Raw genomic sequence first — 24,186 nt, forward strand, 5'->3', positions numbered from 1 at the left:
GCCTTAGCGCAGGAAGGCGCGTCCGGCGGCGAAGTCGCCAACCTCGACATAGGCCTTGCGGGTGACTTCGTCGCCCCGGCCGGCGAAGGCGAATTCCACCGTCACCGCCTCGCGCGGATCCAGTTGAGCGATCGCATCGGCCGCCGCCGTCGGGAAACGGAAGGCCAGGCCGGTCTTGGCCCCGGTCGGCAGCAGGGTCAGCGGGGCTTCCTGTCGGGTCTCGGCGTTGAAGACGATGCTGGCGTTGCGCGGCGCGACCTTGCCCGAGAGATTGCGGCCGGCGCCGGGGGCGAAGTAGGGACCCAGCGTGCGGCTGACGTCGCGGACGATGATCCGGGCGGTGTAGGGACGCTGGCCGTTGTCGAAGGTCGCCACGGCCGTCACCGCCTTGGCGCGGCCGACCAGGCCGAACATCAGCCGGTCGGCGCCGAAGCCGGCGGACTGCGACAGACGCCAGACGGGAATGGTCGCCGAGATCGAGCGCTCGGCCTTCCAGGACGCGACGTCGCCCGGATAGGTCATGCTCAGCATCTGCGAATAGCCGTCGAACGCGGCCTTCACCCGCGAGGCGGCCAGGGTCAGGTCCTTGGAATCGCAGGCCGCGCCGGCGGCCTTGGCGCGGGCGCGCTGTTCCAGGGCCGTGACCTGCAGCTCGCTGGCCCCGGAGCGCAGGGTCGCGCCGCGCGCCTGGGCGCGCGAGGAGTCGAGGGCGGCCGAAACGGTAGGCGTGAACAGCCGGCAGCGGCCATCGGCCGCCGTCATCAGCGTACGTTCGTAGAGCTGGTCGGCGGCGTTGGCGGCAAGCAGCGCGGTGGGGACGGCCATCGCCGCGATCCCAATCGACACCCCGATCCATCGCGCCCCGCGACCTTTCTGGTGCGTCTTCGGCGTCATTTGCTCGTATGCTTCGAGACTTCAGGGGCGAACTATGGAGCCCCGTGGTTGCGGTTCGGTTAGCGGATGCTTCTTTCGACGGATATCTGGGTGGGCGCGTTGATCCGCCGCGCCGAGCTGGGCGGCGCCTTCGCCATGGTGGCCCGCAAGGGCGATACGCGGGCGGGGGCCGTTCTGGTCAAGGTCGTCGATCGCCGGGCCGGAACGGCGCGACTCTACAGCGAGGCCACGCGCGGCGACGGCGAGCGCTTCTGGATGCAGCCGGTCCGTTCCGAGTTCGAGCCCGACCTGGACGCCTATGCCGAGCGCGCCGCCCGGATCGATCCGGACGTCTGGGTGGTCGAAATCGAGGACCGGGATGGCCGCCACTTCCTGACCGAGCCCGTGGAAGTGTGAACAGCTGGGGCGTGCAACTGTGGACAACTCGACTCTAGGGCGCCGTTAACCTTGCTCCTAAACGCGCTCTAAAGCGTGTTCCACCCAGAATGAGCAGGCTTTCCAATCCGCCCAGAGCGCACGCACCCAGTCATCGCCATGCTTTTCCTGATGAACGACATCATCCTGAGTTTCGACGCGGCCGAGCTGACGCCGCCGATCACGCGCGAGCGTTTCCAGGCGCTGTCGCTTAACTATGTCGGGGAACTGGGGCGGGAACTGTTCGCCGAAGAGCCGCTGCTGCATCACAAGGACCGCGAGCGGGCCGAGCGCCTGGCGGCCCTGATCGTGGCCAAGGCGCCGGACGTCAACGCGGCCCTGTTCATCGCGCCGGGTCGCGGCTGCCGCACCGAAGATGTCCAGGTGCGCTATGCTCAGCTGAGCATCGAAGTCATGGCCGCGTTGCTGCAGCGCCAGAATGCCGGCGCTCTCACCAACCTCGAAGCCGACCGTCAGGTCTGGCGGCGCCTGGCCGCCTAGAGCCTAGAACCGGACCAGCGTGAACAACCAGCTCAGGGTCACCGCCAGGACAACCAGTCCGGCCAGGGTGACGCCTACGCACAACGCACTGCCGGCGGGATGCTGCCGGCTATGAACACGGTGATGGTCGAGCAGGGCCATCGTTCGATTTCCTCCATCCACCCGGCGATCTGACGTCGTCGGTGCAGGACAGGGGAAGCATGACTCCAAACCCATTCTTCGAATAGGGCCTTTTTGACGCATTTTCGGGCGGTCGTGACCGTTTGGAAGAACGTCGATGTACGAGACTTCATCGAACCGACGTCTAGCCGTCGCCGACTCGACAAGACCCGCCGTTATCCCGCGCCGATATCCATCAGTGCAGGTTGACGATGAAGCTTATGTCCACGGTCGCCTGGGGCGCGTTCGCCCTGGCCCTTTCCACCCCGGTTCACGCCCAGCAGGTCGCCGCCGCCGAAGCCGCGACGACGGAGGTCGACACCGTCGTCGTCACCGGCACCCGCCGCGTCGACCGCACGGCGTTCGAGTCGGCCGCGCCGGTGGACGTCGTCAGCCAGGAGGCGCTGCGCAACACCGTCTCGGACGAGATCATGGACAAGCTGGCGGCCACCACGCCGTCGTTCAACGTCCAGCGCCTGCCGGCCGCCGACGGCCAGGCCTTCGTGCGCCCTGCCACCTTGCGCGGCCTCTCGCCCGACCAGACGCTGGTGCTGGTCAACGGCAAGCGCCGCCACCGGTCGGCGGTGCTGGGCGGTCGCGGTCAGCAGGGCGTCGACCTGGCGTCGCTGGGGACCAGCGGCATCGAGCGCATCGAGGTGCTGCGCGACGGCGCCTCGGCCCAGTACGGCTCGGACGCCATCGCCGGCGTCATCAACATCATCCTTTCGGACAAGACCGGTTTTGAAGGCTACAGCCAGTTCGGCCGCTACTACGCCGGCGACGGCGACAAGACCGAGATCGGCGGCCGCTACGGCGTGGCGATCGGGAAGGGCGGCAGCCTGGTCGGCGCGATCGACTACACCAACGCCGAGGCCACCTCGCGCACCCGTCAGCGCCCGGACGCCATCGCCTTCCAGGCCGCCAACCCGACGATCAAGGTGCCCAATCCCGTCCAGCGCTGGGGGCAGCCCGATCGTGAAGTGTGGCGCGGCTCGCTGAACCTGGTCCTGCCGGTCGGCGACACGGTCGAGGCCTACGCGTTCGCCACGTACAGCGACATGCACGGCGTCACCGACTTCAACTGGCGCAACCCGGCGACCGACACCTCGTACAAGTCCAGCACCGTCTTCCCGGGCTGGTCGCTGAGCCAGATCTATCCCGCCGGCTTCTCGCCGAAGTTCGGCCAGGACGAGACCAACGCCTCGATCAACGGCGGGCTGCGCGGCGAGGCCATGGGCTGGTCTTGGGACGCCTCGGCCGGCTGGGGCCGCGACAAGGTCGACTACTTCCTGAACAACAGCATCAACGCCTCGTTCGGCCCGCAGTCGCCGACCAGCTTCGACGCCGGCGCGCTGATCCAGAAGGAAGCGACCCTGAACCTGGACGCCTCGCGTCCGCTGGAATGGTCGTTCCTGGCCAAGCCCGCCAACCTGGCCCTGGGCCTGGAGGCCCGCAAGGAGACCTACGAGATCGAGGCGGGCGACCGCTATTCGTGGGACGTCGGGCCCGGCGCGCCGGCCGGCCTGCCCAGCGGCTCGAACGGTTTTCCGGGTTACGCGCCCAGCCAGGCCGGGTCGTGGGACCAGACCAGCTACGCGGCCTATGTCGATCTCGACCTGCCGATCACCGACAAGTTCGGCGCCGACGTCGCCATCCGCCACGAGGACTTTTCGGAGTTCGGCCAGACCACCGACGGCAAGATCGCCGCGCGCTACGAGTTCACGTCGAACTTCGCCATCCGCGGCGCGGTGTCGACCGGCTTCCGCGCCCCGACCGCCGGCCAGATCAACAACACCCGCACCTCGCAGGGCCTGAACACCACCACCTTGCTGCTGTTCACCTCGGGCCGCCTGTCGCCGATCAATCCGATCTCGGTGGCCCTGGGCGGCAAGCCGCTGGAGCCGGAAGAGTCGAAGAATCTGTCGCTGGGCTTCGTCTTCCGTCAGGGCGGCTTCACCGCGTCGGTCGACTACTACCGTATCGAGGTCGACAACCGCTTCGCCGTGTCGCCGAACTTCACGGTGACGCCGGCCCTGCGCGCCCAGCTGGTGGCGGCCGGCGTCCCCGGCGCCGACAGCCTGACGACGGTCAGCTACTTCACCAATTCGTTCGACACCCGCACCCAGGGCGTCGACGCCGTCGCCTCGTGGCGCGGCCAGTTGCTGGGCGGCCGGGCCGGCGTGACGGCGGCCTGGAACTGGAACGACACCAAGGTCACCCGCTCGAAGCTGACCGAGGTCTCGAAGCTGGCCCGCATCAACCTAGAAGACGGCCTGCCGCAGAACGCCGCCAACGTGTCGTTCGACTACGCGCGCGGCATCTTCAGCGGCATGGTCCGCGCCCGCTGGTCGGGCGAGTGGACCGACGCCCAGGCCAACGGGACGGCCGACCTGATCCAGTCCTTCGGCGGTCGCACCCTGGTCGACCTGTCGGTCAGCGCCCAGCTGACCGACGCGATCAAGCTGACGGTCGGGGCCGAGAACCTGTTCGACACCTATCCGGCCGAGGCGACGTTCCAAGCCTCGCGCGGCCTGATCTATTCGCGCAACGCGCCTTACGACACGGACGGCGGCCTCTGGTACGCCCGGGTCTCGGCGAAGTTCTAGCCGGCGGCGAGGCGCGGCTCCGGTCGCGCCTCGAAACGGCTCTTGCGCGTCAACCCTGAACCCGCCTAGCCTCAATCGCAGATTGCGGTTGGACTGGGGGCTGAACGTGGCCGGGCGTAAGGGTATCGTGGCGATCGTCGGCCTGATGACGGCGGCGCTGCTGGCGCGGCCAGCGCTGGCGGACGAGGCCAAGGGGCGCTGGATCCGCGCCGAAAGTCCGCACTTCACGGTGTATGGCGACGTCACGTCGACCGCCTTGAAGGAGTACGTGGTCAAGCTGGAGCGCTACGACGGCCTGCTGCGCTATCTGCACGGCATGCCGCTGGACGGCGAGGCGGTGCGCAAGCTGCCGATCTATCTCGTGGTGTCCCGCAGCGGTTTCGACACGGTGATCCCGGGCCTGTCGGACGGCGTCGGCGGCTTCTACGTGCCTAGTCCCAACGACGTCTTCGCCGTGGCCTGGCGCCAGAAGGAAAGCGACCACGTCATCCAGCATGAGTACGTGCACCACTTCATGCTGCGCTATTTCCCGTACGGCTACCCGGCGTGGCTGACCGAGGGCTACGCCGAGTACTTCGGCAGCGCGGTGATCGACGAGAACAAGATCCAGGTGGGCCGCAACGCCATGCGCGGCGAGAACCTGCGCAACGGCCCGTGGGTCTCGATGGAGAAAGTGCTCAGCAAGCGGCCCTTCGAACTCAGCGGTACGGAACCGTCGATGTTCTATGCCCAGGCCTGGCTGCTGACCCACTATTTCATGAGCGACCCCAAACGCTACGAGCAACTTCAGGCCTACATGAAGGCCGTGGGCGGCGGGGCCGATCCGATCAAGGCCATGACCGAGATCACCGGCATGGCGCCAGGCAAGCTGCAGGTCGAGCTGCGCGGCTACATGATGGGCGCGCTGAAGTTCACCGACTACACGGTCAGCAACCTGCCTACGCCAGAGATCAAGCTCTCGCCGATGCCCCCGGCCGCGGATGACCTGCTGCTGGTCAGCCAGGGCCTGCGCCGCGCCGGCCTGTTCGGGGCCGACGAGGAGGTCGACGAGGACGCCCCCGGCGCGACGGCCAAGCGGATCGCCGAGTACAAGCAGCAGATGAAGGACTGGGGACTGGCTCTGCTGACCCAGGCCCGGCGCGGCGCCGAGCGCTACCCGGACGCGCCGATCGCCCGCCTGACGCTGGCGCGGGCCGAGTTGACCTATGGCGACCGCGAGACCGGCCTGAAGCTGGCCGACGCCTACGCCGCCGCGCATCCGGACGACCCCGAGGGCTTCGAGCTGGCGGGTCTGGGACGCATGGCCATCGGCGATCGCGATCCCGCCCGTCGCGAGGCGCTGTACAAGGAAGCCGGGCTGAAGCTGGGCCAGGCGTTCAAGCTGGATCCCGAGCGTTTCCAGACGTTGTACGGCTATGCGCTGAGCCGTCGGCTGGATCCCAAATATCCCAGCGACAACGTCCTGAACGTGCTGGACGAGGCGCACATGCTGGCCCCGCAGGTGCCGGAGATCACCCTTACCGAGGCCGAGGCCCTGATCGCGCGCGGTCAGAACGACAAGGCCGCGGTGCTGCTCAAGCCCGTGGCCAACAGTCCGCACGGCGGCAAGGCGGCCAAGCAGGCCAAGGCCTTGCTGCAGAAGATCGGCGGCGAGGCGCCCACCAGCGAGACCGGCTCCAAAGAGTCCGGTCAGTGAGGCGATCGCTCTCGACCGCGCTGCTGGGCCTGGCCCTGCTGGCCGTCCCGGTGACGGCCAGCGCCGAATGGCGGCGGGCCGAAAGCGAGCACTTCGTCGTCTATGGGCGCAGCGAGCGGTCAGTGCGCGAGTACGCGTCGATGCTCGAGGATTTCGACGCCTTGCTGCGCCGCCTGCACGGCCGGCCCAAGGACGAGACCACCCCGATCAAGCTGCCGGTCTATCTGGTCTCGGACATCGAGCAACTGCGCCGCGCCATCCCGTCGGCGCGCGATAACACCGCGGGGATGTACGTCACCGCCCCGACCGAGGCTTTCGCCATCGCCGTGCGCGACGGCGGCGGCTACGAGAACGATCCCAATCGCGGCGACGACACCGTGCTGCACGAGTACGTGCACCACTTCATGCTGCGCTATTATCCAAGCGCCTATCCGGCCTGGCTGGTCGAGGGTTATGCCGAATACTACATGACCGTGGACCTGGGGCGCGAGCGCATGGTGGTCGGCGGCTACAACAAGGGCCGCGCCTACAGCCTGACCGCGCCGGGCATGACCTGGGTGCCGATGGGCGACCTGCTCAGCAAGCGCCCCGGCGAACTCGGCAAGTGGGACACCTTCAGCTACTACGCCCAGGCCTGGCTGCTGACCCACTACATCCTGTCCGAGCCCGAGCGCCGCAAGAAGCTGGGCCCCTATCTCGACGCCGTGCGGAGCGGCCAGAAGCCGCCCGAGGCCTGGCAGGCGATCTATGGCGACGACATGGAGGCGCTGCGCAAGAAGCTGCAGGCCTACATGACCCATCCGCTGGCCGCCGGGGCCTTGTCGCGCACCACGCCGATCGAGGCGTCGATGACCGTGACCTCGCTGCCGGCCTCGGCCGACGCCCTCTTGCTGGAGGGCCAGCGCCTTAAGCTGGGCGTGCCCAAGGACGACCGGCCCAAGGCCCTGCAGGCCATCCGGACGGCCGCCGCCCGCTGGCCCGACGATCGCTTCGCCAGGCTGGTCCGCGCCCAAGCCGAGACCCAGTTCGGCGACCGCGCCGTGGGGGAGGGCATTCTGAACGGCCTGCTGACCGCCGATCCGAAGGACAAGGAGGTCCTGGTCGTGCTGGGCGAGAGCCGGCTGATGGCCGCCGAAGGCGACGAGGCCAATCGCAAGGCGATCCTGGGCGAGGCGGGCAAGCTGTTCGCACGGGCCTTCAAGATCGATCCCGACGATCCGCGCGTGCTGCACGGCTACGCCGAGGCCAAGCAGCTGGAGCCGCTGAACGAGAACATGGTCAACATCCGGCTGCGGGCCATGCTGCTGGCGCCCCAGGTTGGCCACCTGCGGCTGGACGCCGGCCGGGTGCTGGTCCAGACCAAGGACTACGAGAACGCCCGCATCGTGCTGCGTCCCCTGGCCGGCAGCCCGCACGGCGGCGGCGAGGCCGAGGCGGCCCTGGCCATGCTGAAGGCGCTGCCGCCGGAACCGGCGACGGAGAAGACCGCGACAAAGCCGACCGTCGGGAATGGGGGAAGGTGACAAAAAGAGCTGATGGGGCTAGTCCCGCGCCATGAGCAATTCCCCCGCCGCTGAAGCCGCCCGTCGGCGCACCTTCGCCATCATCAGCCACCCCGACGCCGGCAAGACGACCCTGACGGAAAACCTGCTGCTGGCTGGCGGGGCGATCCGGGCGGCCGGCGCCGTGCGGGCGCGCGGCCAGGCGCGGCGGACCCAGTCGGACTGGATGAAGATCGAGCGCGAGCGCGGCATCTCGGTCAGCGCCTCGGTCATGACGTTCGACCACGACGGCCTGATGTTCAACCTGCTGGACACCCCGGGCCACGAGGACTTCTCGGAAGACACGTACCGCACCCTGACGGCCGCCGACGCCGCGGTCATGGTGCTGGACGCCGCGAAGGGCATCGAGCCCCAGACCCTGAAGCTGTTCGAGGTCTGCCGCCTGCGCGACATCCCGATCATCACCTTCATCAACAAGATGGACCGTGAGGCTCAGGACCCGTTCGAGCTGCTGGACGAGGTCTCGTCCAAGCTGGCCCTGGACCCTGCGCCGCTGTACTGGCCGGCGGGTTCGGGCGGGCGCTTCAAGGGCATGCTGGATCTGCGCGGTCAGAAGTTCGTGCCCTACGCCAAGAAGAGTTCGACCGACGAGGAGGGCCATCCCGACCCCGTCGCCATTAACTCCAACGCGGTGGTCCAGTACCTGACCCCCGAGGAACAGGCCGAGGTCGAGGAGGGCGCGCTGCTGGTGTCCGAGGCCAGCAAGCCGTTCGACGTCCAGAGCTTCCTGGAAGGCCACATGACGCCGGTGTTCTTCGGCTCGGCTCTGCGCCACTTCGGCGTGAACGAGCTGCTGGGCGGCATCGGCGCCTACGCCCCGCCGCCCAAGCCGGCGGCCGCCACCAAGGCCGGGACCGAGACCCACGTCGCCCCGGGCGACGCCGAGGTGTCGGGCTTCGTGTTCAAGGTCCAGGCGAACATGGACCCCAACCACCGTGACCGGATCGCCTTCCTTCGCCTGACCAGCGGCCGTTTCACGCGCGGCATGAAGCTGAAGGCCCAGAACACCGGCAAGGCCATGAGCGTCAACGCGCCGATCATGTTCTTCGCCAGCGACCGCGAGCTGGCCGAGGACGCCTTCGCCGGTGACGTCATTGGCATTCCCAACCACGGCGTGCTGCGGGTGGGCGACAGCCTGTCCGAAACCGGGACGCTGCGCTTCGCCGGCCTGCCCAACTTCGCCCCGGAAATCCTGCGCCGCGTGCGCGTGAAGGATCCGCTGAAGGCCAAGCACCTGAAGAAGGCGCTGGAAGGCCTGGCCGAGGAGGGCGTCACCCAGCTGTTCCGCCCGATGATCGGCAGCGACTTCATCGTCGGCGCCGTCGGCCAGCTGCAGTTCGAGGTCATGGCCGACCGCCTGTCCAACGAGTATCAGCTGGACGTAATCTTCGAGAACAGCCCCTATGCCGAGGCCCGCTGGCTGGGTGGCGACCGGGCCGACGTCGAGGACTTCGTCAGCAAGCACAAGTCGGCCATGGGCCAGGACATCGACGAGCAGCCGGTGTTCCTGGGCAAGTCCGCCTGGGAAATCGGCTACGTCGCCGAGCGCTATCCGAAGGTGCGCTTCGAACGGACCAAGGAACGGGCGTAAGGCGCCCGCCGCCCTCTCACTAGAGGGTGGCGAAGTAGTCCAGCTGCGCCAGCTGCGTGTGGTCCTCAAGGGCCATGGGCGGGCTGTCCATGACCGTCTTGAAGGCGACCTTGAACTTGGCCATCTCCTCGGGCGTGCCCACCGAGACGCGGACCGCGTTGGGCCAGATGGGCCAAGTGCGGCCGATCAGGACGTTCTTGGCCTTCATCGCCGCGAACACGGCCTTGCCGTTGCGGCCGGTGTCGATCATGAAGCAGTTGGTCTGCGGATCGCCGATGACCTTGTAGTTGTTGGCCTTGAGCCAGGCGAGGGTGTCGCGGCGGGTGTCGCCGATCAGCTTGCGGCGCTCGGGGATGAGACTGGCGTCCTCCAGCGAGGCGCGTGCGGCGGCCGAGCCGGTGATCGGCATGGCGTTCTGGCCGAACGGGGCCAGCTTGGCCAAGAGGTCGGGCCGGGCGACGGCGAAGCCGCAGCGGATGCCGGCCATGCCGTAGATCTTCGAGAAGGTGCGCAGGACGATCAGGTCCTTGCCGGCGGCCACCAGGTCGAGCGTGTCCTGGGCCTCGGTCAGGTGGATATAGGCCTCGTCGACCAGCAGGATCGAGCCGGCGGGCTTGTTCTCCAGCGCCCAGACGATGTCCTGCTTGGTCGTCAGCGTGCCGGTCGGGTTGTTCGGGTTGCAGATGTAGATGACGCCGGCCTGCGGATCGGCGGCGACCATCGCCTTGACGTCATGGGCGCAGTCGGCGCTCAGCGGCACCTTGACGATCTTGGCCTGGCTGGTCTTGGCCGCGAACATGCCCGCCTCGTAGGACGGATCGGCGGTGACGAAGCTCTTCGTGGGCGAGGTGAAGGCCAGCACGCTGTAGTGCAGGGGCTCGGACGAACCGGCATAGACGGCGACGTTCTCGACCTTCAGGCCGTTCTGCGCCGCGAAGGCCCGGGCCAGCAGGTCGGTCTCGCCATTCAGGTCATAGCGTCCGCCCAGCGGGGCCACGCGGGCGATCGCGTCGCAGGCCGCCTTGCTGGGGCCCAGCGGGTTCTCGTTGGCGTTGATCAGGGTCATGCCCGGCGGCGGCGCGTTCGGGCTCTGGCCGTGCAGCGCCATGCCGGACGGCGGGGCCGGGGTCTGGGCGGCGGCGTGGGCCAGCTGGGCTTCGGTCAGGATCGGCGCGGCCGCGGCCAGGAACGCCGCGCCCCGCAGGAAGGATCGGCGCCCCAGCGCCGGCTCGTCATTGGTTCGCGTGGTCATGGTCGATCCTCCCGTTCCCGAATGGGCACAGGACGAACCTCTTGCAGGGCGCGCGCAAGGGGAGGCGAAGCTGAAAACGCACGGCGCCCAAGCGGCGTGCAGCGCGGCGCTTGCCATCGGCGCGCGGGCGCGAAATGAGTGCGCGTCCAGCTTGCCCCGGAATCGCGTCATGACCGTTCGTCCCCTCGCCATTGGTCTCGTGGCCCACGACGACAAGAAGGCCGCCCTGGTCGCTTGGGCTGTGGCCCATGCGGACTTCCTGAAGGACAAGGCGCTGTTCGCCACGGGCACCACCGGCGGTCGGATCCTGGAGGCGCTGCCGCAGCTCAATCTGGTGCGATTGAAGAGCGGGCCGCTGGGCGGCGACCAGCAGCTGGGCGCGATGATCGCCGAGGGCAGGCTGGACGTGCTGATCTTCTTCGTCGACCCGCTGTCGCCCCAGCCGCACGACGTCGACGTCAAGGCGCTGATCCGCCTGGCGACCCTCGCCGACATCCCGTTCGCCTGCAATCCGGCGACGGCGGACCTGATCGTGGCGTGCCGCCCAGACTGATCAATGGGGACTTCCCGATCAGCCCGGGAACTTCATCAGGTTCGGCTTGGGGATCGCGGCCTTGAAGCTGCCGCGCGACTTCGACGTGTCCAGGCCGAACTCGGCCCAGGCGTTAAGGAAGCCCGTCGCGGCGTCAGCGGGCGAGGCGGGAACCAGTTCCAGAACGGGACGGGCGGCGACGGCCGCGCGGGCGGCGGCCCAGGCCTCGGGCTCGGCCGTGGCGTAGTCGCCGTCAGACGTCACCAACTGGCCGGCGAGGTCGGGATCCAGGAACTTCAGCGTCACCGCCGCGTCGGCTGGCAGGTCGGAGAGACCCTCCAGCGCCTCGGCCAGGGCCGAGAGGCTCATCTTCGCGCCGCTGGCTCGGCGCTCTCCGCCGGCCGCGCCCTTGATCGCCGCCGCGCCGGTCTCGCCGTCCAGGCGTCGCACCCAGGCCCAGCCGCCATAGCCCGGATCGGGACGGCAGAGGCAGGCGATCCAGACAGTGACGGCGGCCATGGCGAAGCTCCGGAATCGACGAAGATCACCGTCTTCTAGACCGTTTTTCACGAACGGGGGGAGGGTGTCCATGAACGAAAGGTAAACCCGGCTTTAAAACTTAGGGTTAACGTCATTTTTAGTTCAGTGAACAAAGTTCTAAGATTTTCGCCCCTTTTGCGGTTCTCCTTGTATTCGTTGAAGCAAGAAGTGTGCCATTTCACTACGCCTTCAACCATTTTGGCTGAAATTGGTGTCTAGGTGTAAAAATATGGAAAATATTTATGGTTAACGCGCCGTAAACACCTCTTAACCACTTGTTAAGCGTGCTGGCTCCGGTTTTGCTGATGATGCGTTGAACCTCCGTCGGGCTGTCCCGACGTGGGACGATCCGCAGGCGGAGTGCGCAAAGCGATGTTCGAGTTCGGACGGGATCTGAAGCGGTTGTTCGGCGTCGACGCCGAAGGCGGTTTCAAGGGGGCCTGGCGCGAGGGGCTGACTGGCGGGGACACCTCGCTGCTGGAGCTTCTCGATCTTCGGCTGCTGACCAACGAGGCCCGCTCGGCCGACGTGGTCGCCGGCCGGATCGGGGCCAAGGATCGCGGGGCGCGCCTGTTGGAAGCCGCCGTCGTCTGGCGCGAGTTGGCTCGCCGCAGCGGCGACGCCGCCGCCCTCAGGAAGGGCGCCGTCCAGGCCGAGGCCGCCGTGAAGATCTTCGAGGCCGAGCGCCGTCACGACGCCCTGGCCGCCGCCCGCTGCGAACAGGCGGTTCTGGCCGTGCTGGGCGCGGACCTGTTCGGCGACGAGGGGCTGGTGGCCGCCGCCTTGGCGACCCTGGCCCGCACGCCCATCAACCACCGCACGGCCCTGTGCGCCGCCCTGGCCGCTGGCCTCGAGGGCCGCGCGGCGTTGTCGCAGAACGATGTCGACCGGGCCCTGGCCGCGGTCCAGGCCTATGACACGCCGCTGCGCGCCCTGGCCGCCGCCAAGCGCGTGAAGGGCGGGGCGGCCCGCCTCCAGCTGGCCGATCAGCGCGCCGCGCGTATCGAATTGATCCTGGCCTGCGCCGAGCGCCTGAAGGACCGGGCCCTGGCGCAACTGGCCGTGTCGGAGGCCAAGGCGGCGTCCGGCGTGCTGGACCCCGACTTCGAGCCGCTGGCCTGGGCCCGACTGGAAGGTCTGCGCGGCTCGGCCCTGGCGCTGCTGGGCGAGCTGGACGGCGAGCTGTCGCTGCTCGCCGACGGCGTCGAGGCGCTGAGCGCGGCCGTCGACGTCCTGCCGGTCGACCACAGCCCGATGGACTGGGCGCGGGTCCATGCCGCCCTGGGCTCGGCCCTACAGGCCGTGGGCGAGGCCTCGACCAGCGAGCGCGCCTTCGAACAGGCCGTCTCGGCCTATGACCGCGCCACCCAGGTGCTGAAGGTTCAGCCGGCCCTGGCCCTGCGCGCCGTGGTCGCCAACAACCGCGCCCTGTGCCTGGCGCGCTGCGCCGAGCTGACCGCCGATCTGGCGGTGCTGGACGCGGCCGAACTGTCCTTCAAGGCCGAGCTGGCCGCGGCGCCGGGCGCCCGCGATCCGGCCAGCTGGGCCGTGGCCCAGATGAACCTGGCGCGTCTCTACGAGGCCCGGGTGGAGATCACGGGCCGTGACGATGGTCGCCTGGCCCGCGCCGGCGCGGCCCTGGCCTGCGCCTTCGACGTCTTTTCCGAGCTGGGATTGCGCTCGCTCACGGACCTGGCGGCACAGGGCCTGCAACGTCTGAAGCAGGCCCACGCCGCCTGATCCGAAACGGGACACACGGTGGGGAAGGGCCTGCCGAAAAAGACAAAGTAAGGGATGAACTCGTGATCGCTTCGCTCGTTTTCGCCGCCGCCGTCGTGACCAACGCCGCGCCGGCCAAGGCTCCGTCGGACATGCTGACCCCCGTTTCCGAGCCGCGCGTCGCCGTCGCCCTGCTGAACTGCCTCGTCAAGAACGACGGCCACTTGACCGCCTGCACTGTCCAGCAAGAGAGCCCGAACGACCTGGGCGTCGGCCAGGCCGCCCTGTCGATGGCCTCGCAGTTCCAGGTCGACCTGCTGGGCCCCGACGGCAAGAGCCGCGCTGGCTCCTACATCCAGGTGCCGGTCAGCATCCGCATCCGCTAAGGCGGCCCCGCTACAGGCCCGTTCCCAGGAAGTCCCGCGTCAGCTTCACGGTCGCCGCGGGGTTTTCCTCCATGATCCAATGGCCGGAGCCGGGGACGATCCCTTCGGTCACGTCGGTGGCGCCCGCGCGCATGACGGCGGCCATCGCCAGGCCGAAGGACTTCTCGCCGCCCAGGGCCAGCACCGGCATGGTCAGCTTGCCGTTCGCCGCCAGGAAGGCGCGGTTGTCGATCGCGTCCTGGTCGAAGGCGGCGAACTGCGAGAAGCCTGAATGCATCGCGCCGGGCAGGGCGTAGAGCTTGGCGTAGTGCTGGCGCGAGGCCTCGGTGAAGTGCTTGGGGTCGGCCGAGAATTCGTTCCAGAAACGATCCAGATAGATCCGCTCGCGACCGGCGACCAGGCGCTCCATGTCCGGACCGCCGAAGCGGAAGTGCCACAGCAGCGGGTTCTTGAGGATCTCCTCCCACGGACCGACGCCGGGAACGGGCGCGTCGATCAGCACGAAGCGGCGGACCCGGTCGGGATGCTGGGCCGCGAAGGCGAAGCCCACCATGTTGCCGATGTCGTGGGTGACCAGGTCGGCGCGCTGGACCTTCAGCGCGTCCATCACGCCGGCGACGTCGCCGGCCTGAGTCTTCTTGTCGAAGCCGCCGGCGGGTTTGGACGAGAGGCCAAGGCCCCGCAGGTCCGGCACGATGACCGTGTGGTCCCGCGCCAGGTCGGCGGCCATCGGCGCCCACATGTCGCCGGTCTCGCCATAGCCGTGCAGCAGAACCACGGCCGGCCCGTGTCCGCCGCTGCGGACATGGATGGTCACGCCGTTGGTGGTGATCTCGCGGGTCTGGAACCCGGCCGGAAACGGCGGGACCTGGGCCGCGGCGGGCGTCACCGCCAGCAAGCCAATCAGCAAAAGCGCCCAGCGCAGCATGTTCAGTCTCCTGAAGCTTCAAGTTGAGGCGACAGATGGCGCATAACGGTGTTCGGCAGTAGCGTCGCTATGCCGGACCAGGTTTTCGGGATCGCCTGACAATGATGAAACTTGAGGGGATCGAGACCTTCGTCGCGATCGCCGAGCGCGGCTCGCTCAGCGAGGCCGCCCGTATCCTGGGCCTGTCGCGGTCGGTCGTCAGCGAGCGGCTGGCTGAGCTGGAGCGCGCTGTCGGGGCGCGGCTGATCCAGCGCACGACCCGGCGCATGACCTTGACCGAAGACGGCCGGATCTTCCTGGCCCGCGCCCATCGCATCACCCACGAGGTGGACGAGGCCAGGTCCGAACTGGCCGAGCGCCGCGGCGAGCTGGTCGGCGCCCTGCGTCTCTCCGCGCCGGTCGGTTTCGGCTACCTGCATCTGGGGCCGGCGCTCTATCCGTTCCTGGCGCGGCATCCCGAGATCGAGCTGACCCTGGAGCTGGACGACCGCTTCGTCGATGTCGAGACCGCCGGCTACGACGCGGTGATCCGCCATGGGCCGGTGCGGGATCGCTGGCTGGTGGCGATCCGCCTGGCGCGCACCCGGCGCGTCCTGGTCGCCTCGCCGGCCTATCTGGCGGAGAACGGCGCGCCGACCAGCCTGGCCGAACTGGAGCAGTGCGCGGCGATCCTCTACACCAACCGCGTCTCCGACTGGCGGTTCGGCGCGGGCGACGGAGCCGCGAGCCTACAGCCGCGGCGAGCGCTGCGGGTCAACAACGGTCTGATCATGCGCGACGCGGCCCTGGCCGGGCTGGGCGTGACCCTGCTGCCGACCTTCTTCGTGCATCAGGAGATCGAGGCTGGAGCGCTGCGGATCATCGACGTCGGCTGCGAGCCGGAGCCCGCCGAGATCCACGTGGCCTATCCCAAGGCCCAGCCGCCGTCGGCCAAGCTGAGGGCGCTGATCGATCATCTGCGGATCGCCTTCGGCAGTCCGCCGTACTGGGACCTGCCGGCCGACGTCGAGGAGGCCGCCCAGTAGGCCCGCGACCCACCGTCGCGCCTCCCGTTTCAGGCGTTCCGGATGGCAACCCCTAACGCCCTGTTAACCATATTCCGCCCATCTTTCAGCCTCGAATCCAAGCGGCCAGTACGGCCGATTTCCCACGAGGGTGTGTATGACGGGCGCCGAGGTTCTTGATGTCGGCCGGGACGCGATCTGGCTGACGCTTCAGCTCTGCGCGCCGTGCTTGATCGTGGGCCTGGTCGTCGGCGTCGCTATCGGCCTGTTCCAGGCCCTGACCCAGATCCAGGAACAGACCCTGGTCTACGCCCCCAAGATCGTCGCCATCTTCGTCTCGCTGCTGATCTTCCTGCCGCTGATGGGGTCGCTGATGAGCGGCTTCATGCGCCAGATCGCCGCCCGCATCGCCGGCATGTAGGGAAAGGGGCAGGGGCCTCCCGTGAACTCGTTCGCTACGGCGTTTCAGGTCTATGTCGCCGCCCTCGTGTTCTCACGGGTGGGCGCCATGGTCATGACCATGCCCGGCATCGGCGATCAGTCGGTGCCGCCGCGCATCCGCCTGGCGTTCGCCCTGCTGATGGCGCTACTGCTGGGGCCGCTGGTGTCAAACACCGTGCCGCCGATCCCGAACACCCTGGGCGGCCTGGTCGGCGCGGTGATCCACGAGATCCTGATCGGCCTGATGGTCGGTTCGGTGCTGCGCCTGTTCATGATCTCGCTGACCACGGCGGGCGAAATCATCTCGATGCAGACCACCCTCAGCTTCGCCCAGAGCGTGAACCCGTCGATGCAGGGCTCGAGCACGGCGGTGGCCACCTTCCTGTCGATGCTGGGTCTGACCCTGGTGATGGCCACGGGCCTGCATCACCTGTTCATCGGCGCGATCGTCAAGTCCTACACCCTGTTCCCGTTCACCCGTCCTGTGCCGGTCAACGACGCCGTCACCCTGGCGGTGCGGACGGTGGCGCAGTCGTTCACCCTGGGCGTCCAACTGGCCGCGCCGGTGATCGTGTTTTCTCTGGTCTTCAACCTCGCCACGGGCCTGGTCGGCCGGGTCATGCCCGCTTTCCAGATCTTCTTCGTGGCCTCGCCGCTCAGCGTGATCCTGGGCCTGTCCTTGCTGGCGCTGTCGCTGGGCGGCATCGCCATGGTCTGGACCGACCGCTACCGCGAACTCCTGAACGTGTTCAGCTAGGGGCGGGGCATGGCGGACGATACGGATCCCGAGTCGAAAACAGAAGAACCGTCAGCCAAGAAGCTGTCGGACGCCCGCGCCAAGGGCGACGTCGTCAAGTCGGCCGACATCCCGCAGCTGGCTTCGCTGGCCGGGGCGGTATCGGTGATCCTGATCGCGGGCGGTTGGCTGACGCGCGACCTGATGGCCGCGCTCTATCCGTTCATCGCCCATGCCGGGACCATCGAGCTGTCCAGCGGCGGCGCGATGCTGGTGATGAAGCAGGCGACCCTGGCCGCTCTGCCGCCGCTGGTGCTGGTGATGGTCGTCAGCGCGGCGCTGGGCGTGATCGCCAACGTCGCCCAGACCGGCTTCATGCTGACGCCGGAAAAGATCAAGCCCGACCTCAACAAGCTGGACCTGCTCAAGGGCCTGGGTCGCATCTTCGGCATGGACGGGCTGGTCCAGTTCGCCAAGTCGATCGTGAAGATCGGCGTCACGGCGTTCATCGCCTGGATGGTGCTGAAGCCCAATATCGGTGAGGTCCGCAACCTGGTCGGCCTGGATGTCGCCTCGATCATCCCCGAGGTGCTCAAGCTGTCCAAGAAGCTGCTGATCATGGTGATCATCTTCCTGGTCGCCACCGCCGCCTTCGACTGGTTCTGGCAGCGCCAGCGGTTCATGAACCGCATGCGGATGACCCTCCAGGAGGTCAAGGAAGAGTTCAAGCAGTCCGACGGCGACCCGCACATCAAGGGCAAGCGCCGCCAGATCCAGATGCAGCGCTCGCGCCAGCGGATGATGCAGGCCGTGCCCAAGGCGACCGTGGTCGTCATGAACCCGACCCACTACGCCGTCGCGCTGAAGTACGAGGCCGGCGAGACGCCCGCGCCGCTTTGCGTGGCCAAGGGCGTCGACGAACTGGCCCTGAAGATCCGCGCGGTCGCCGAGGAGCACGGCGTGCCCGTGCTGGAGGATCCGCCCCTGGCCCGCGCCCTTTACGCCAGTGTCGAGGTCGACGAGGAGATCCCCGTCGAGCACTTCGAGGCCGTCGCCAAGGTCATCAGCTTCATCATGAACGGGAAGAAGCCCCAGGCCCGTCAGCCCGCCCGCGCCCGCCCGCTTTGATACAAAACCGCAACAACTGACCTATCGCTCGGGAAAGGCTATTCTTTCTCCGATTACCGGTGAGTCGCAGCCTTGCCGTAACAAAGGTGACCTTCCCGCCCATGGCCGATTTCCAGCTTCAGGACAAAGCTCCGACCGGCGCCTCGCGCCGGCGCTTCGATCCGTGGCTGGTGGGCGCGGCGGTATTTTTCGTGGCCGCGGCCGCGTTTTCGGCCGCCCCGGCGCTGAAGGCCGGCCCGACCACCCTGGCGGGCCTGCTGCTGCTGCTGGGCGTGGCCGGCGTCTCGATTCTGGGCCTGGTGGCCATCAAGGGCTCGGGCGCGGTGGCCAGCGACGCCGACCAGGCCGAGGGTTTTCTAGACGCCCTGAGCGAGCCGGCGGCCCTGGCCGCCGCCGACGGTCGCCTGCTGGCCGCCAACCCCGCCTGGCGCGAGGTGATGGGCGAGCAGCGCCGCCTGCCCAAGGGCGTGGCGGGCTCTAGCTTGTTCGCGGCCCTGGTCCAGGCCCGCAAGGGCCAGATGGCCGAGGGCGTGCTGCGCGCCAGCGGCGTGGACCACACCGCCAAGGTCTCGCGCCTGGCCGGCGGCCGCCTGCTGATCCGCCTGACGCCTATCGTCCCGGTCGAAGCCGTCGCCGAGCTGTCGATCCCCGCGCCGCTGGTCGAACGCGCCGCTCCGCCGCCGAGCTCTCTGGACGCCTTCGCCGGCGCCTCGCCGTTCGGCGCGGCCCTGCTGGATGGCGCCGAGCCGTTCAAGTCGCGGATCCTGGAGACCAATCCGGCCCTGACCACCATGACCGGCGCCCAGGCTGGCGGCGTGTTCGGCGACCTGATCGACCCCAACTCGCGCGCCGAGGCCGAGACCCGCCTGAACGAGGGCCGCGCCGGTCCGTTCGAGGTGCGTCTGGCCCGCGACGCCAGCCGGATCGCCCATCTCTATCTCTATCGCGCCGACGGTCGCGTCGTGGCCTACATGATCGACGTGTCCGAGCAGAAGCAGATGGAACTGCAGCTGGCCCAGGCCCAGAAGATGCAGGCCATCGGCCAACTGGCCGGCGGCGTGGCCCACGACTTCAACAACCTGCTGACCGCCATCCAATTGCGCCTGGACGAGCTGCTGCACCGTCACCCGGTCGGCGACCCGTCGTACGAAGGCCTGAACGAGATCCGCCAGACCGGCGTGCGCGCCGCCGACCTGGTCCGCAAGCTGCTGGCCTTCTCGCGCAAGCAGACCGTCCAGCGCGAGGTGTTGGACCTGGGCGAGCTGATCAGCGAGTTCGAGGTGCTGCTGCGCCGCCTGCTGCGTGAAGACGTCAAGCTGATCACCGACTACGGACGCGACCTGCCGCAGGTGCGGGCCGACAAGAGTCAGCTCGAGACGGCGGTCATGAACCTGGCCGTCAACGCCCGCGACGCGGTGCGGGCAGCCAAGGGCGGCGGCGTCGTGCGCATCCGCACCGCGCGCCTGACTCGCGACGAGGCCATCCAGCTGGGCTTCCCGGCCGCCGACGGCGACACCGCCTTCATCGAGGTGTCGGACGACGGCCCCGGCATCCCGCCCGACGTGATGGGCAAGATCTTCGACCCGTTCTTCACCACCAAGCCGGTGGGCGAGGGCACGGGCCTGGGTCTGGCGACGGTCTACGGCATCGTCAAGCAGAGCGACGGCTGGATCCACGTCCACAGCCGGCCGGGCGAGGGCGCGGCGTTCCGCATCTTCCTGCCGGTGCACGAGCCGTCCCCGGCCGCCCTGGTCGCCGCCGAGGCCGCCGCCGCCGAGCCGCCGAAGCCGCGCGCCGCCCGCGACCTGTCGGGCGCCGGCCGCATCCTGTTCGTCGAGGACGAGGACGCCGTCCGCAGCGTCGCCGCTCGTCTTCTGCGCGCCCGGGGCTACGAAGTGCTGGAAGCCGCCGACGGCGAGGAGGCCCTGATCATCGCCGAGGAGAACGCCGGCACGATCGACCTGCTGATCTCCGACGTCATCATGCCGGGCATCGATGGCCCGACCCTGCTGAAGAAGGCGCGTGGCTATCTGGGGACCGCGCCGGTGATGTTCATCTCCGGCTACGCCGAGGCCGAGTTCAGCGACCTGCTGGAAGGTGAGACCGGCGTGACCTTCCTACCCAAGCCGATCGACATCAAGACCCTGGCCGAGCGGGTCAAGCAGCAGCTGCAGGCGGCTTAAGGGGTTGCAGAATCCGGGCGTGGCCGCGCTATTCCCGTCATGCGCTCCCTATCGCTGACACGCCGCGCCGCCACGGGCCTGGGTCTGGCCTTCCTCGCCGTTCCGGTCGCCCGAGCGCGGCAAGCGGGCGCCGGTTCGACCGTCCCGCGTTGGGGCGTGCACGAGATCACGCTGAAGGCGACCGTCGCGGGCAACCCGTTCGACGTCGCCCTGACCGCGGCCTTCACGAACGGCGAGACGACGCTGAAGGTCCGGGGCTTCCATGACGGAGAGGGGACCTGGCGCGTCCGCTTCAGCCCGCCGGCCGAGGGCGTCTGGCGCTGGCGGACGACCAGTCCGATCAAGGCGCTGAATGGCCGGTCTGGAACGGTGACCGCGCTCGCGCCGCGTCTGGGTGACCATGGTCCGCTCCACGTCGCCGACGGCTACCACTTCGCCCATGCCGACGGGACGCCGTTTCGCCAGGTCGGCACCACGGCCTACGCCTGGGCCCAGCAGAGCGACGCCCTCTGCGACCAGACCCTGGCCACGCTGAAGGCCTCGCCGTTCAACAAGGTGCGGATGTGCGTCTTCCCGAACGTGGCGGCCGAGCCGATCTACCCGTTCGAGAAAACCGGTGAGGGCTGGGACTATGATCGCCTGAACCCGGTCTATTTCCGCCGCTTGGAGGACCGGGTCCGACGGTTGGGCGACCTCGGGATCCAGGCCGATTTGATCCTGTTCCATCCCTACGACGAGAAGACCGGCTGGCACGCTATGACGGCGGCCCGCGACGACCGCTACGTCCGCTATCTGGTCGCCCGGTTCGCGGCGTTCTCGAACGTCTGGTGGTCGCTGGCCAACGAGTGGGACCTGGTGAAGGCCAAGTCGATCGCCGACTTCGAACGCCTCGGCCAGCTGGTCCAGGCCGAGGACCCGTACGGCCGCCTCTGCTCGATCCACAACTGGCGGGAGCTGTACGACAACGGTCGGGCGTGGATCAGTCACGCCAGCATCCAGAACGGCGCGGCGGTGCTGGACGACACCCGGGCCGAGATCCTGCGCAGCGTCTGGAAGAAGCCGGTGATCTACGACGAGGTCCGCTACGAGGGCGACATCGACAAGCGCTGGGGCGATCTCAAGCCCAAGGGCATGGTCGAGCGCTTCTGGCACGGCCTGGTCGCCGGGACCTATGTCGGCCATGGCGAGATCTATAAGGGTGACGACGGCTGGACCGCCAAGGGCGGCAAGCTGCATGGCGAGAGCACGCCGCGCCTGGCCTTCCTGAAGGCGGTGATGGAGGCGGGGCCCAAGCCCGGCTTCGAGCCGATCGACAAGTGGTGGGACCAGCACCTGGGCGGCCAGCTCGGGTCCTACTATCTGCGCTATTTTGGCGAGGCCGCGCCGACGCAATGGGCCGTCGCCCTGCCCAAGGACGACTTGAAGGGCGGCGAGCGGTTCCGCCTCGATGTGCTGGACACCTGGAACATGACCGTGACGCCGATCGAGGGCGACTTCGTCATGGCCAAGAAGGACGCCTACTACTTGCACGACCCGAACCGGCCGACCGTGGCGCTGCCCGGCCGACCGTGGATGGCGGTGCGGGTGACGCGGGTCTAGACCCGCGCCGGCAGGAACCGCGGATTGCGCAGCAGGGCGGCGCTGACCAGGGCGACCAGGACACCGATCGGGAAGATCTCGGTGAAGGTCATCGGCATCCGGTACAGCGGGTTGGCGTAGTCGGCCTTCATCCGCGTCATCTCGGCGACCAGCTTGTCGTAGGCGACGCCCGACAGGCCCTCCGCCTTTTTCGCCGCCAGGATGCTGGCCGTGTAGTCGTCCATGAAGCGGTAGTGGGTGAGGGCCAGATAGCCTTCCCAGATCGCCACATAGGTGAACCCGGCCACGAGGGCGACGCCCAGGCCGATCAGGAACGCCGGCCAGAACTTGATGACGCCGCCCAAGGTCCTGTCGCGATGCGACTTCACGGCCAGCAGGATCGCCGACAGGCCCACCAGCATGATCAGGTAGCCCAGCCAGAGGCTATGCCGCGCCGAAAGCACGATGGTGCTGATCATGCCCAGGATGATGATCGCGCCCGAGATCAGGCCGTAGATCAGGATGGTGCGTCGCATGTCTCTTCTCCTCCGCGTCGACCCCTTGCGACGCATCGCGAGACTTGCCGCCGCCTTCACCGTGACGGTATCGCCCAAACGGGTGAGTTCGACCGTCTCGCGCGTCCGAGCGACGGTCAAGTTCAGGGGATCAGCGCCAGGTCCCGCGCCTTGCCCACCGCCTGGGTGCGGCGGCTGACCTCCAGTTTCCCATAGAGATTGGCCATGTGCGTCTTGACGGTGTTCGGCGACAGGCCGAGGTCGCGGGCGATCTCCTTGTTCGACCGGCCGGCGGCCAGGCGCTCCAGCACCTTCACCTCCTGGCCGGTCAGGCCCAGAGCGGCGAGGGCGGCGTCATTTCGAACGAAGGTTTCCGGGCGCGCCCGCGCGGCCAGTTTCCAGCCGATCCAGACGCCGCCGGCCGCGAAGGCCAGGCCGACCAGCCCGATATAGACCTGCCAGGAGAAGGCGTGGACCAGGAACCGGTACTCCAGCCATTGCAAAGCGAAGGCGCCGAGGGCCAGGACCAGCGCCCAGAGAAGGATCGTGCGGATCATGTCGCTCCGCATGACCCGGTCAGCCCAGCCGCGCCTTGGCCTCGGGTGGGGCGACCTGATCGAACAGGATTTTCAGGTGCTGGTCCTTGGCGTGGTCGTTGTGCAGCTCCCACGACAGCGAGACCGGCAGGCGCAGGCGGCCGCCGTCGGGCAGGCGGGCGATCAGCACGCGCCAGGAAAAGCCTTCGCCGGGATCGCCCAGCGGATCCTTGAACTCGACCAGCGCCGGGTCGCGCAAGCGGAAGCGCCGCTCGGGATGGGCCTCGAACCAGGCGCGATCGGCTTCGGCGGTTGGATCCTTGACGACTTTGGCGATGACTTTGCGAACCATGGGCGCGTCCTAGCACCGTTGGGCCGCCGTTCCCATCTTCGGAAGATGAGCGACAAGTCGATCAAGCGCGTGAAGGCCGATTGGAGCGAGGTGGTGCTGGTGTGCCGCAAGTGCTCGAAGAAGCTGAAGGGCGGTTTCGGCGCGGACGGCGACCAGAAGCTGGCAAAGGCCCTGCGCAAGGCGCTGGGCGTCAAGGGCAAGGGCAAGGGCCTCAATCGCAAGACGGGCGCGGCGGTGATCGAGGTCGACTGCCTGGATGTCTGCCCCAAGGGCGCGGTGGTGGCCGTGAGGGCTTCCGCGCCGCGCGACTGGGTCGTGGCGCCGCGCGGAACGCCGATCAGGGCGGTGATGGAGCGACTGGGACTGCAGGACCGTCCGGAAGCTGTCGATCCCGAGCGCGCTTGACCGTGTCGTCCGCCGTCCACGGCCCCCAATAGAGGCCGGGAAGCGCGGGGCGGCCCTCTCCCAATTTCGCCAGGGAGATCGGGACGCCGTTCGCGGAGACAAAGACGCTCGCCCGCGCGCGGGCGAGCGCGTCCGCGCTTGAGGCGGTCAGGCGAATTTCCTGGAGCTGCGTCTTGCCGGTCTTAGCGACCGGCGCGGCTTGCCACGAGCAGGTCAGGTCCTGGCAGGACATCCGGAACACGACGCAGGCCGAACCAATGCAGGTCTGTCGCAGGCGCTGGGCGGCGATGTCGCCAAGATGGTCGCTGGACACATATTGGACGCGGACGCCCAGTCGTCGCACCGCTTCCGGCACGGCCGCCATCGGTCGACCGCCGGTGTCCACCTTCCTGAACATTCCGCTGGTCTCGGCCGCCGGCGCGTAGTCGCGCGTCACGCAGAAAGGGGCGTTGTCGCAAATCAGATCCAGCATGCGCGATCCTCCACTCCATCCAGGGTAGCATCGCGCGTGAAAGTCGCAAAGGGTGA

25 protein-coding genes are annotated in these 24,186 nt (G+C 68.4%); 16 read left to right on the forward strand and 9 right to left on the reverse strand.

The genetic code is table 11. The features are described from left to right. Positions 1-3 precede the first annotated feature (3 nt). Complete coding sequence (locus K8940_RS06065) at positions 4-894, reverse strand: hypothetical protein (RefSeq protein WP_223393762.1); 891 nt, start codon at positions 892-894, stop codon at positions 4-6. Between the two features lie 66 nt (positions 895-960). Between K8940_RS06065 and K8940_RS06070 the strand changes: the two genes are divergently transcribed. Together K8940_RS06070 and K8940_RS06075 are read left to right on the forward strand one after the other, a co-directional pair. Then, positions 961-1,290, forward strand: a complete 330-nt coding sequence (locus K8940_RS06070) for a DUF1491 family protein (protein WP_223393764.1) — start codon at positions 961-963, stop codon at positions 1,288-1,290. Positions 1,291-1,428: 138 nt separating this feature from the next. After that, on the forward strand, positions 1,429-1,809 hold the full coding sequence (locus K8940_RS06075; protein WP_223393766.1) for a hypothetical protein: 381 nt from the start codon (positions 1,429-1,431) through the stop codon (positions 1,807-1,809). 3 nt (positions 1,810-1,812) lie between these two features. On the opposite strand, the gene K8940_RS06080 is transcribed toward K8940_RS06075, so the two are convergent. Then, entirely contained in the window at positions 1,813-1,950 is a 138-nt protein-coding gene (locus K8940_RS06080) for a hypothetical protein (protein WP_223393768.1), read from the reverse strand. Between the two features lie 239 nt (positions 1,951-2,189). Between K8940_RS06080 and K8940_RS06085 the strand changes: the two genes are divergently transcribed. The 4 genes from K8940_RS06085 (at position 2,190) to K8940_RS06100 (ending at position 9,423) form a co-directional block, all read left to right on the forward strand. Then, positions 2,190-4,574, forward strand: coding sequence for a TonB-dependent receptor (locus K8940_RS06085; RefSeq protein ID WP_223393770.1), 2,385 nt, complete (start codon positions 2,190-2,192; stop codon positions 4,572-4,574). Positions 4,575-4,680: 106 nt separating this feature from the next. Further along, a complete protein-coding gene (locus K8940_RS06090; protein WP_223393772.1) occupies positions 4,681-6,270 on the forward strand; it encodes a hypothetical protein in 1,590 nt (529 codons plus the stop codon). Continuing rightward, positions 6,267-7,793 (forward strand): hypothetical protein, encoded by a 1,527-nt coding sequence (locus K8940_RS06095; RefSeq protein WP_223393774.1) that lies wholly within the window; start codon positions 6,267-6,269, stop codon positions 7,791-7,793. The genes K8940_RS06090 and K8940_RS06095 overlap by 4 nt, the downstream gene beginning before the upstream one ends. 31 nt (positions 7,794-7,824) lie before the next feature. Further along, complete coding sequence (locus K8940_RS06100; protein WP_223393776.1) at positions 7,825-9,423, forward strand: peptide chain release factor 3; 1,599 nt, start codon at positions 7,825-7,827, stop codon at positions 9,421-9,423. Positions 9,424-9,442: 19 nt separating this feature from the next. On the opposite strand, the gene K8940_RS06105 is transcribed toward K8940_RS06100, so the two are convergent. After that, positions 9,443-10,675, reverse strand: coding sequence for a pyridoxal phosphate-dependent aminotransferase (locus tag K8940_RS06105; RefSeq protein ID WP_223393778.1), 1,233 nt, complete (start codon positions 10,673-10,675; stop codon positions 9,443-9,445). A 169-nt stretch (positions 10,676-10,844) separates the two neighbouring features. On the opposite strand from K8940_RS06105, the gene K8940_RS06110 reads away from it, so the two are divergent. After that, positions 10,845-11,228, forward strand: a complete 384-nt coding sequence (locus K8940_RS06110) for a methylglyoxal synthase (RefSeq protein ID WP_223393780.1) — start codon at positions 10,845-10,847, stop codon at positions 11,226-11,228. Positions 11,229-11,246: 18 nt separating this feature from the next. On the opposite strand, the gene K8940_RS06115 is transcribed toward K8940_RS06110, so the two are convergent. Then, positions 11,247-11,726, reverse strand: a complete 480-nt coding sequence (locus tag K8940_RS06115) for a ribonuclease H (protein WP_223393782.1) — start codon at positions 11,724-11,726, stop codon at positions 11,247-11,249. A gap of 381 nt (positions 11,727-12,107) precedes the next feature. Between K8940_RS06115 and K8940_RS06120 the strand changes: the two genes are divergently transcribed. Then, a complete protein-coding gene (locus K8940_RS06120) occupies positions 12,108-13,487 on the forward strand; it encodes a hypothetical protein (RefSeq protein ID WP_223393784.1) in 1,380 nt (459 codons plus the stop codon). Positions 13,488-13,549: 62 nt separating this feature from the next. Beyond that, positions 13,550-13,852: a hypothetical protein gene (locus K8940_RS06125; protein WP_223393786.1), complete on the forward strand. Its 303-nt coding sequence runs from the start codon at positions 13,550-13,552 to the stop codon at positions 13,850-13,852. A gap of 10 nt (positions 13,853-13,862) precedes the next feature. Here K8940_RS06125 and K8940_RS06130 read toward each other — a convergent pair whose 3' ends face one another. Then, positions 13,863-14,780, reverse strand: a complete 918-nt coding sequence (locus K8940_RS06130) for an alpha/beta fold hydrolase (protein ID WP_223393788.1) — start codon at positions 14,778-14,780, stop codon at positions 13,863-13,865. Between the two features lie 101 nt (positions 14,781-14,881). Here K8940_RS06130 and K8940_RS06135 point away from each other — a divergent pair, with 101 nt between their 5' ends. The 6 genes from K8940_RS06135 (at position 14,882) to K8940_RS06160 (ending at position 21,871) form a co-directional block, all read left to right on the forward strand. After that, on the forward strand, positions 14,882-15,805 hold the full coding sequence (locus K8940_RS06135; protein ID WP_223393790.1) for a LysR family transcriptional regulator: 924 nt from the start codon (positions 14,882-14,884) through the stop codon (positions 15,803-15,805). A 136-nt stretch (positions 15,806-15,941) separates the two neighbouring features. Continuing rightward, the gene (gene fliQ, locus K8940_RS06140; RefSeq protein WP_223393792.1) at positions 15,942-16,205 is read left to right on the forward strand and encodes a flagellar biosynthesis protein FliQ; all 264 of its coding nucleotides are present in this window, start codon (positions 15,942-15,944) and stop codon (positions 16,203-16,205) included. 21 nt (positions 16,206-16,226) lie between these two features. Next, on the forward strand, positions 16,227-16,982 hold the full coding sequence (gene fliR / locus K8940_RS06145; RefSeq protein WP_223393794.1) for a flagellar biosynthetic protein FliR: 756 nt from the start codon (positions 16,227-16,229) through the stop codon (positions 16,980-16,982). A gap of 9 nt (positions 16,983-16,991) precedes the next feature. Further along, a complete protein-coding gene (gene flhB, locus K8940_RS06150; protein WP_223393796.1) occupies positions 16,992-18,089 on the forward strand; it encodes a flagellar biosynthesis protein FlhB in 1,098 nt (365 codons plus the stop codon). Between the two features lie 101 nt (positions 18,090-18,190). Next, the gene (gene cckA, locus K8940_RS06155) at positions 18,191-20,272 is read left to right on the forward strand and encodes a cell cycle histidine kinase CckA (protein WP_223393798.1); all 2,082 of its coding nucleotides are present in this window, start codon (positions 18,191-18,193) and stop codon (positions 20,270-20,272) included. A gap of 39 nt (positions 20,273-20,311) precedes the next feature. Beyond that, complete coding sequence (locus K8940_RS06160) at positions 20,312-21,871, forward strand: DUF5605 domain-containing protein (RefSeq protein ID WP_223393800.1); 1,560 nt, start codon at positions 20,312-20,314, stop codon at positions 21,869-21,871. Here the strand turns inward: K8940_RS06160 and K8940_RS06165 are convergent. The 3 genes from K8940_RS06165 to K8940_RS06175 all read right to left on the reverse strand — a co-directional run bounded on the left by K8940_RS06165 (position 21,868) and on the right by K8940_RS06175 (position 23,253). After that, on the reverse strand, positions 21,868-22,386 hold the full coding sequence (locus tag K8940_RS06165; protein ID WP_223393802.1) for a DUF4199 domain-containing protein: 519 nt from the start codon (positions 22,384-22,386) through the stop codon (positions 21,868-21,870). The two genes, K8940_RS06160 and K8940_RS06165, sit on opposite strands and share 4 nt — an antisense overlap. A 122-nt stretch (positions 22,387-22,508) precedes the next feature. Then, positions 22,509-22,922 carry a response regulator transcription factor gene (locus tag K8940_RS06170; protein ID WP_223393804.1) on the reverse strand — a complete coding sequence of 138 codons (414 nt, stop codon included), beginning with the start codon at positions 22,920-22,922 and terminating at the stop codon, positions 22,509-22,511. Between the two features lie 19 nt (positions 22,923-22,941). Then, entirely contained in the window at positions 22,942-23,253 is a 312-nt protein-coding gene (locus tag K8940_RS06175) for a hypothetical protein (RefSeq protein ID WP_223393806.1), read from the reverse strand. 45 nt (positions 23,254-23,298) lie between these two features. Between K8940_RS06175 and K8940_RS06180 the strand changes: the two genes are divergently transcribed. Continuing rightward, entirely contained in the window at positions 23,299-23,658 is a 360-nt protein-coding gene (locus K8940_RS06180) for a (2Fe-2S) ferredoxin domain-containing protein (RefSeq protein ID WP_223393808.1), read from the forward strand. Here the strand turns inward: K8940_RS06180 and K8940_RS06185 are convergent. Next, a complete protein-coding gene (locus K8940_RS06185; RefSeq protein ID WP_223393810.1) occupies positions 23,591-24,130 on the reverse strand; it encodes a hypothetical protein in 540 nt (179 codons plus the stop codon). The genes K8940_RS06180 and K8940_RS06185 overlap by 68 nt on opposite strands. Positions 24,131-24,186: the final 56 nt, after the last annotated feature.

The organism is Caulobacter segnis, from assembly GCF_019931575.1.
Taxonomy (GTDB): Bacteria; Pseudomonadota; Alphaproteobacteria; order Caulobacterales; family Caulobacteraceae; genus Caulobacter; species Caulobacter segnis_C.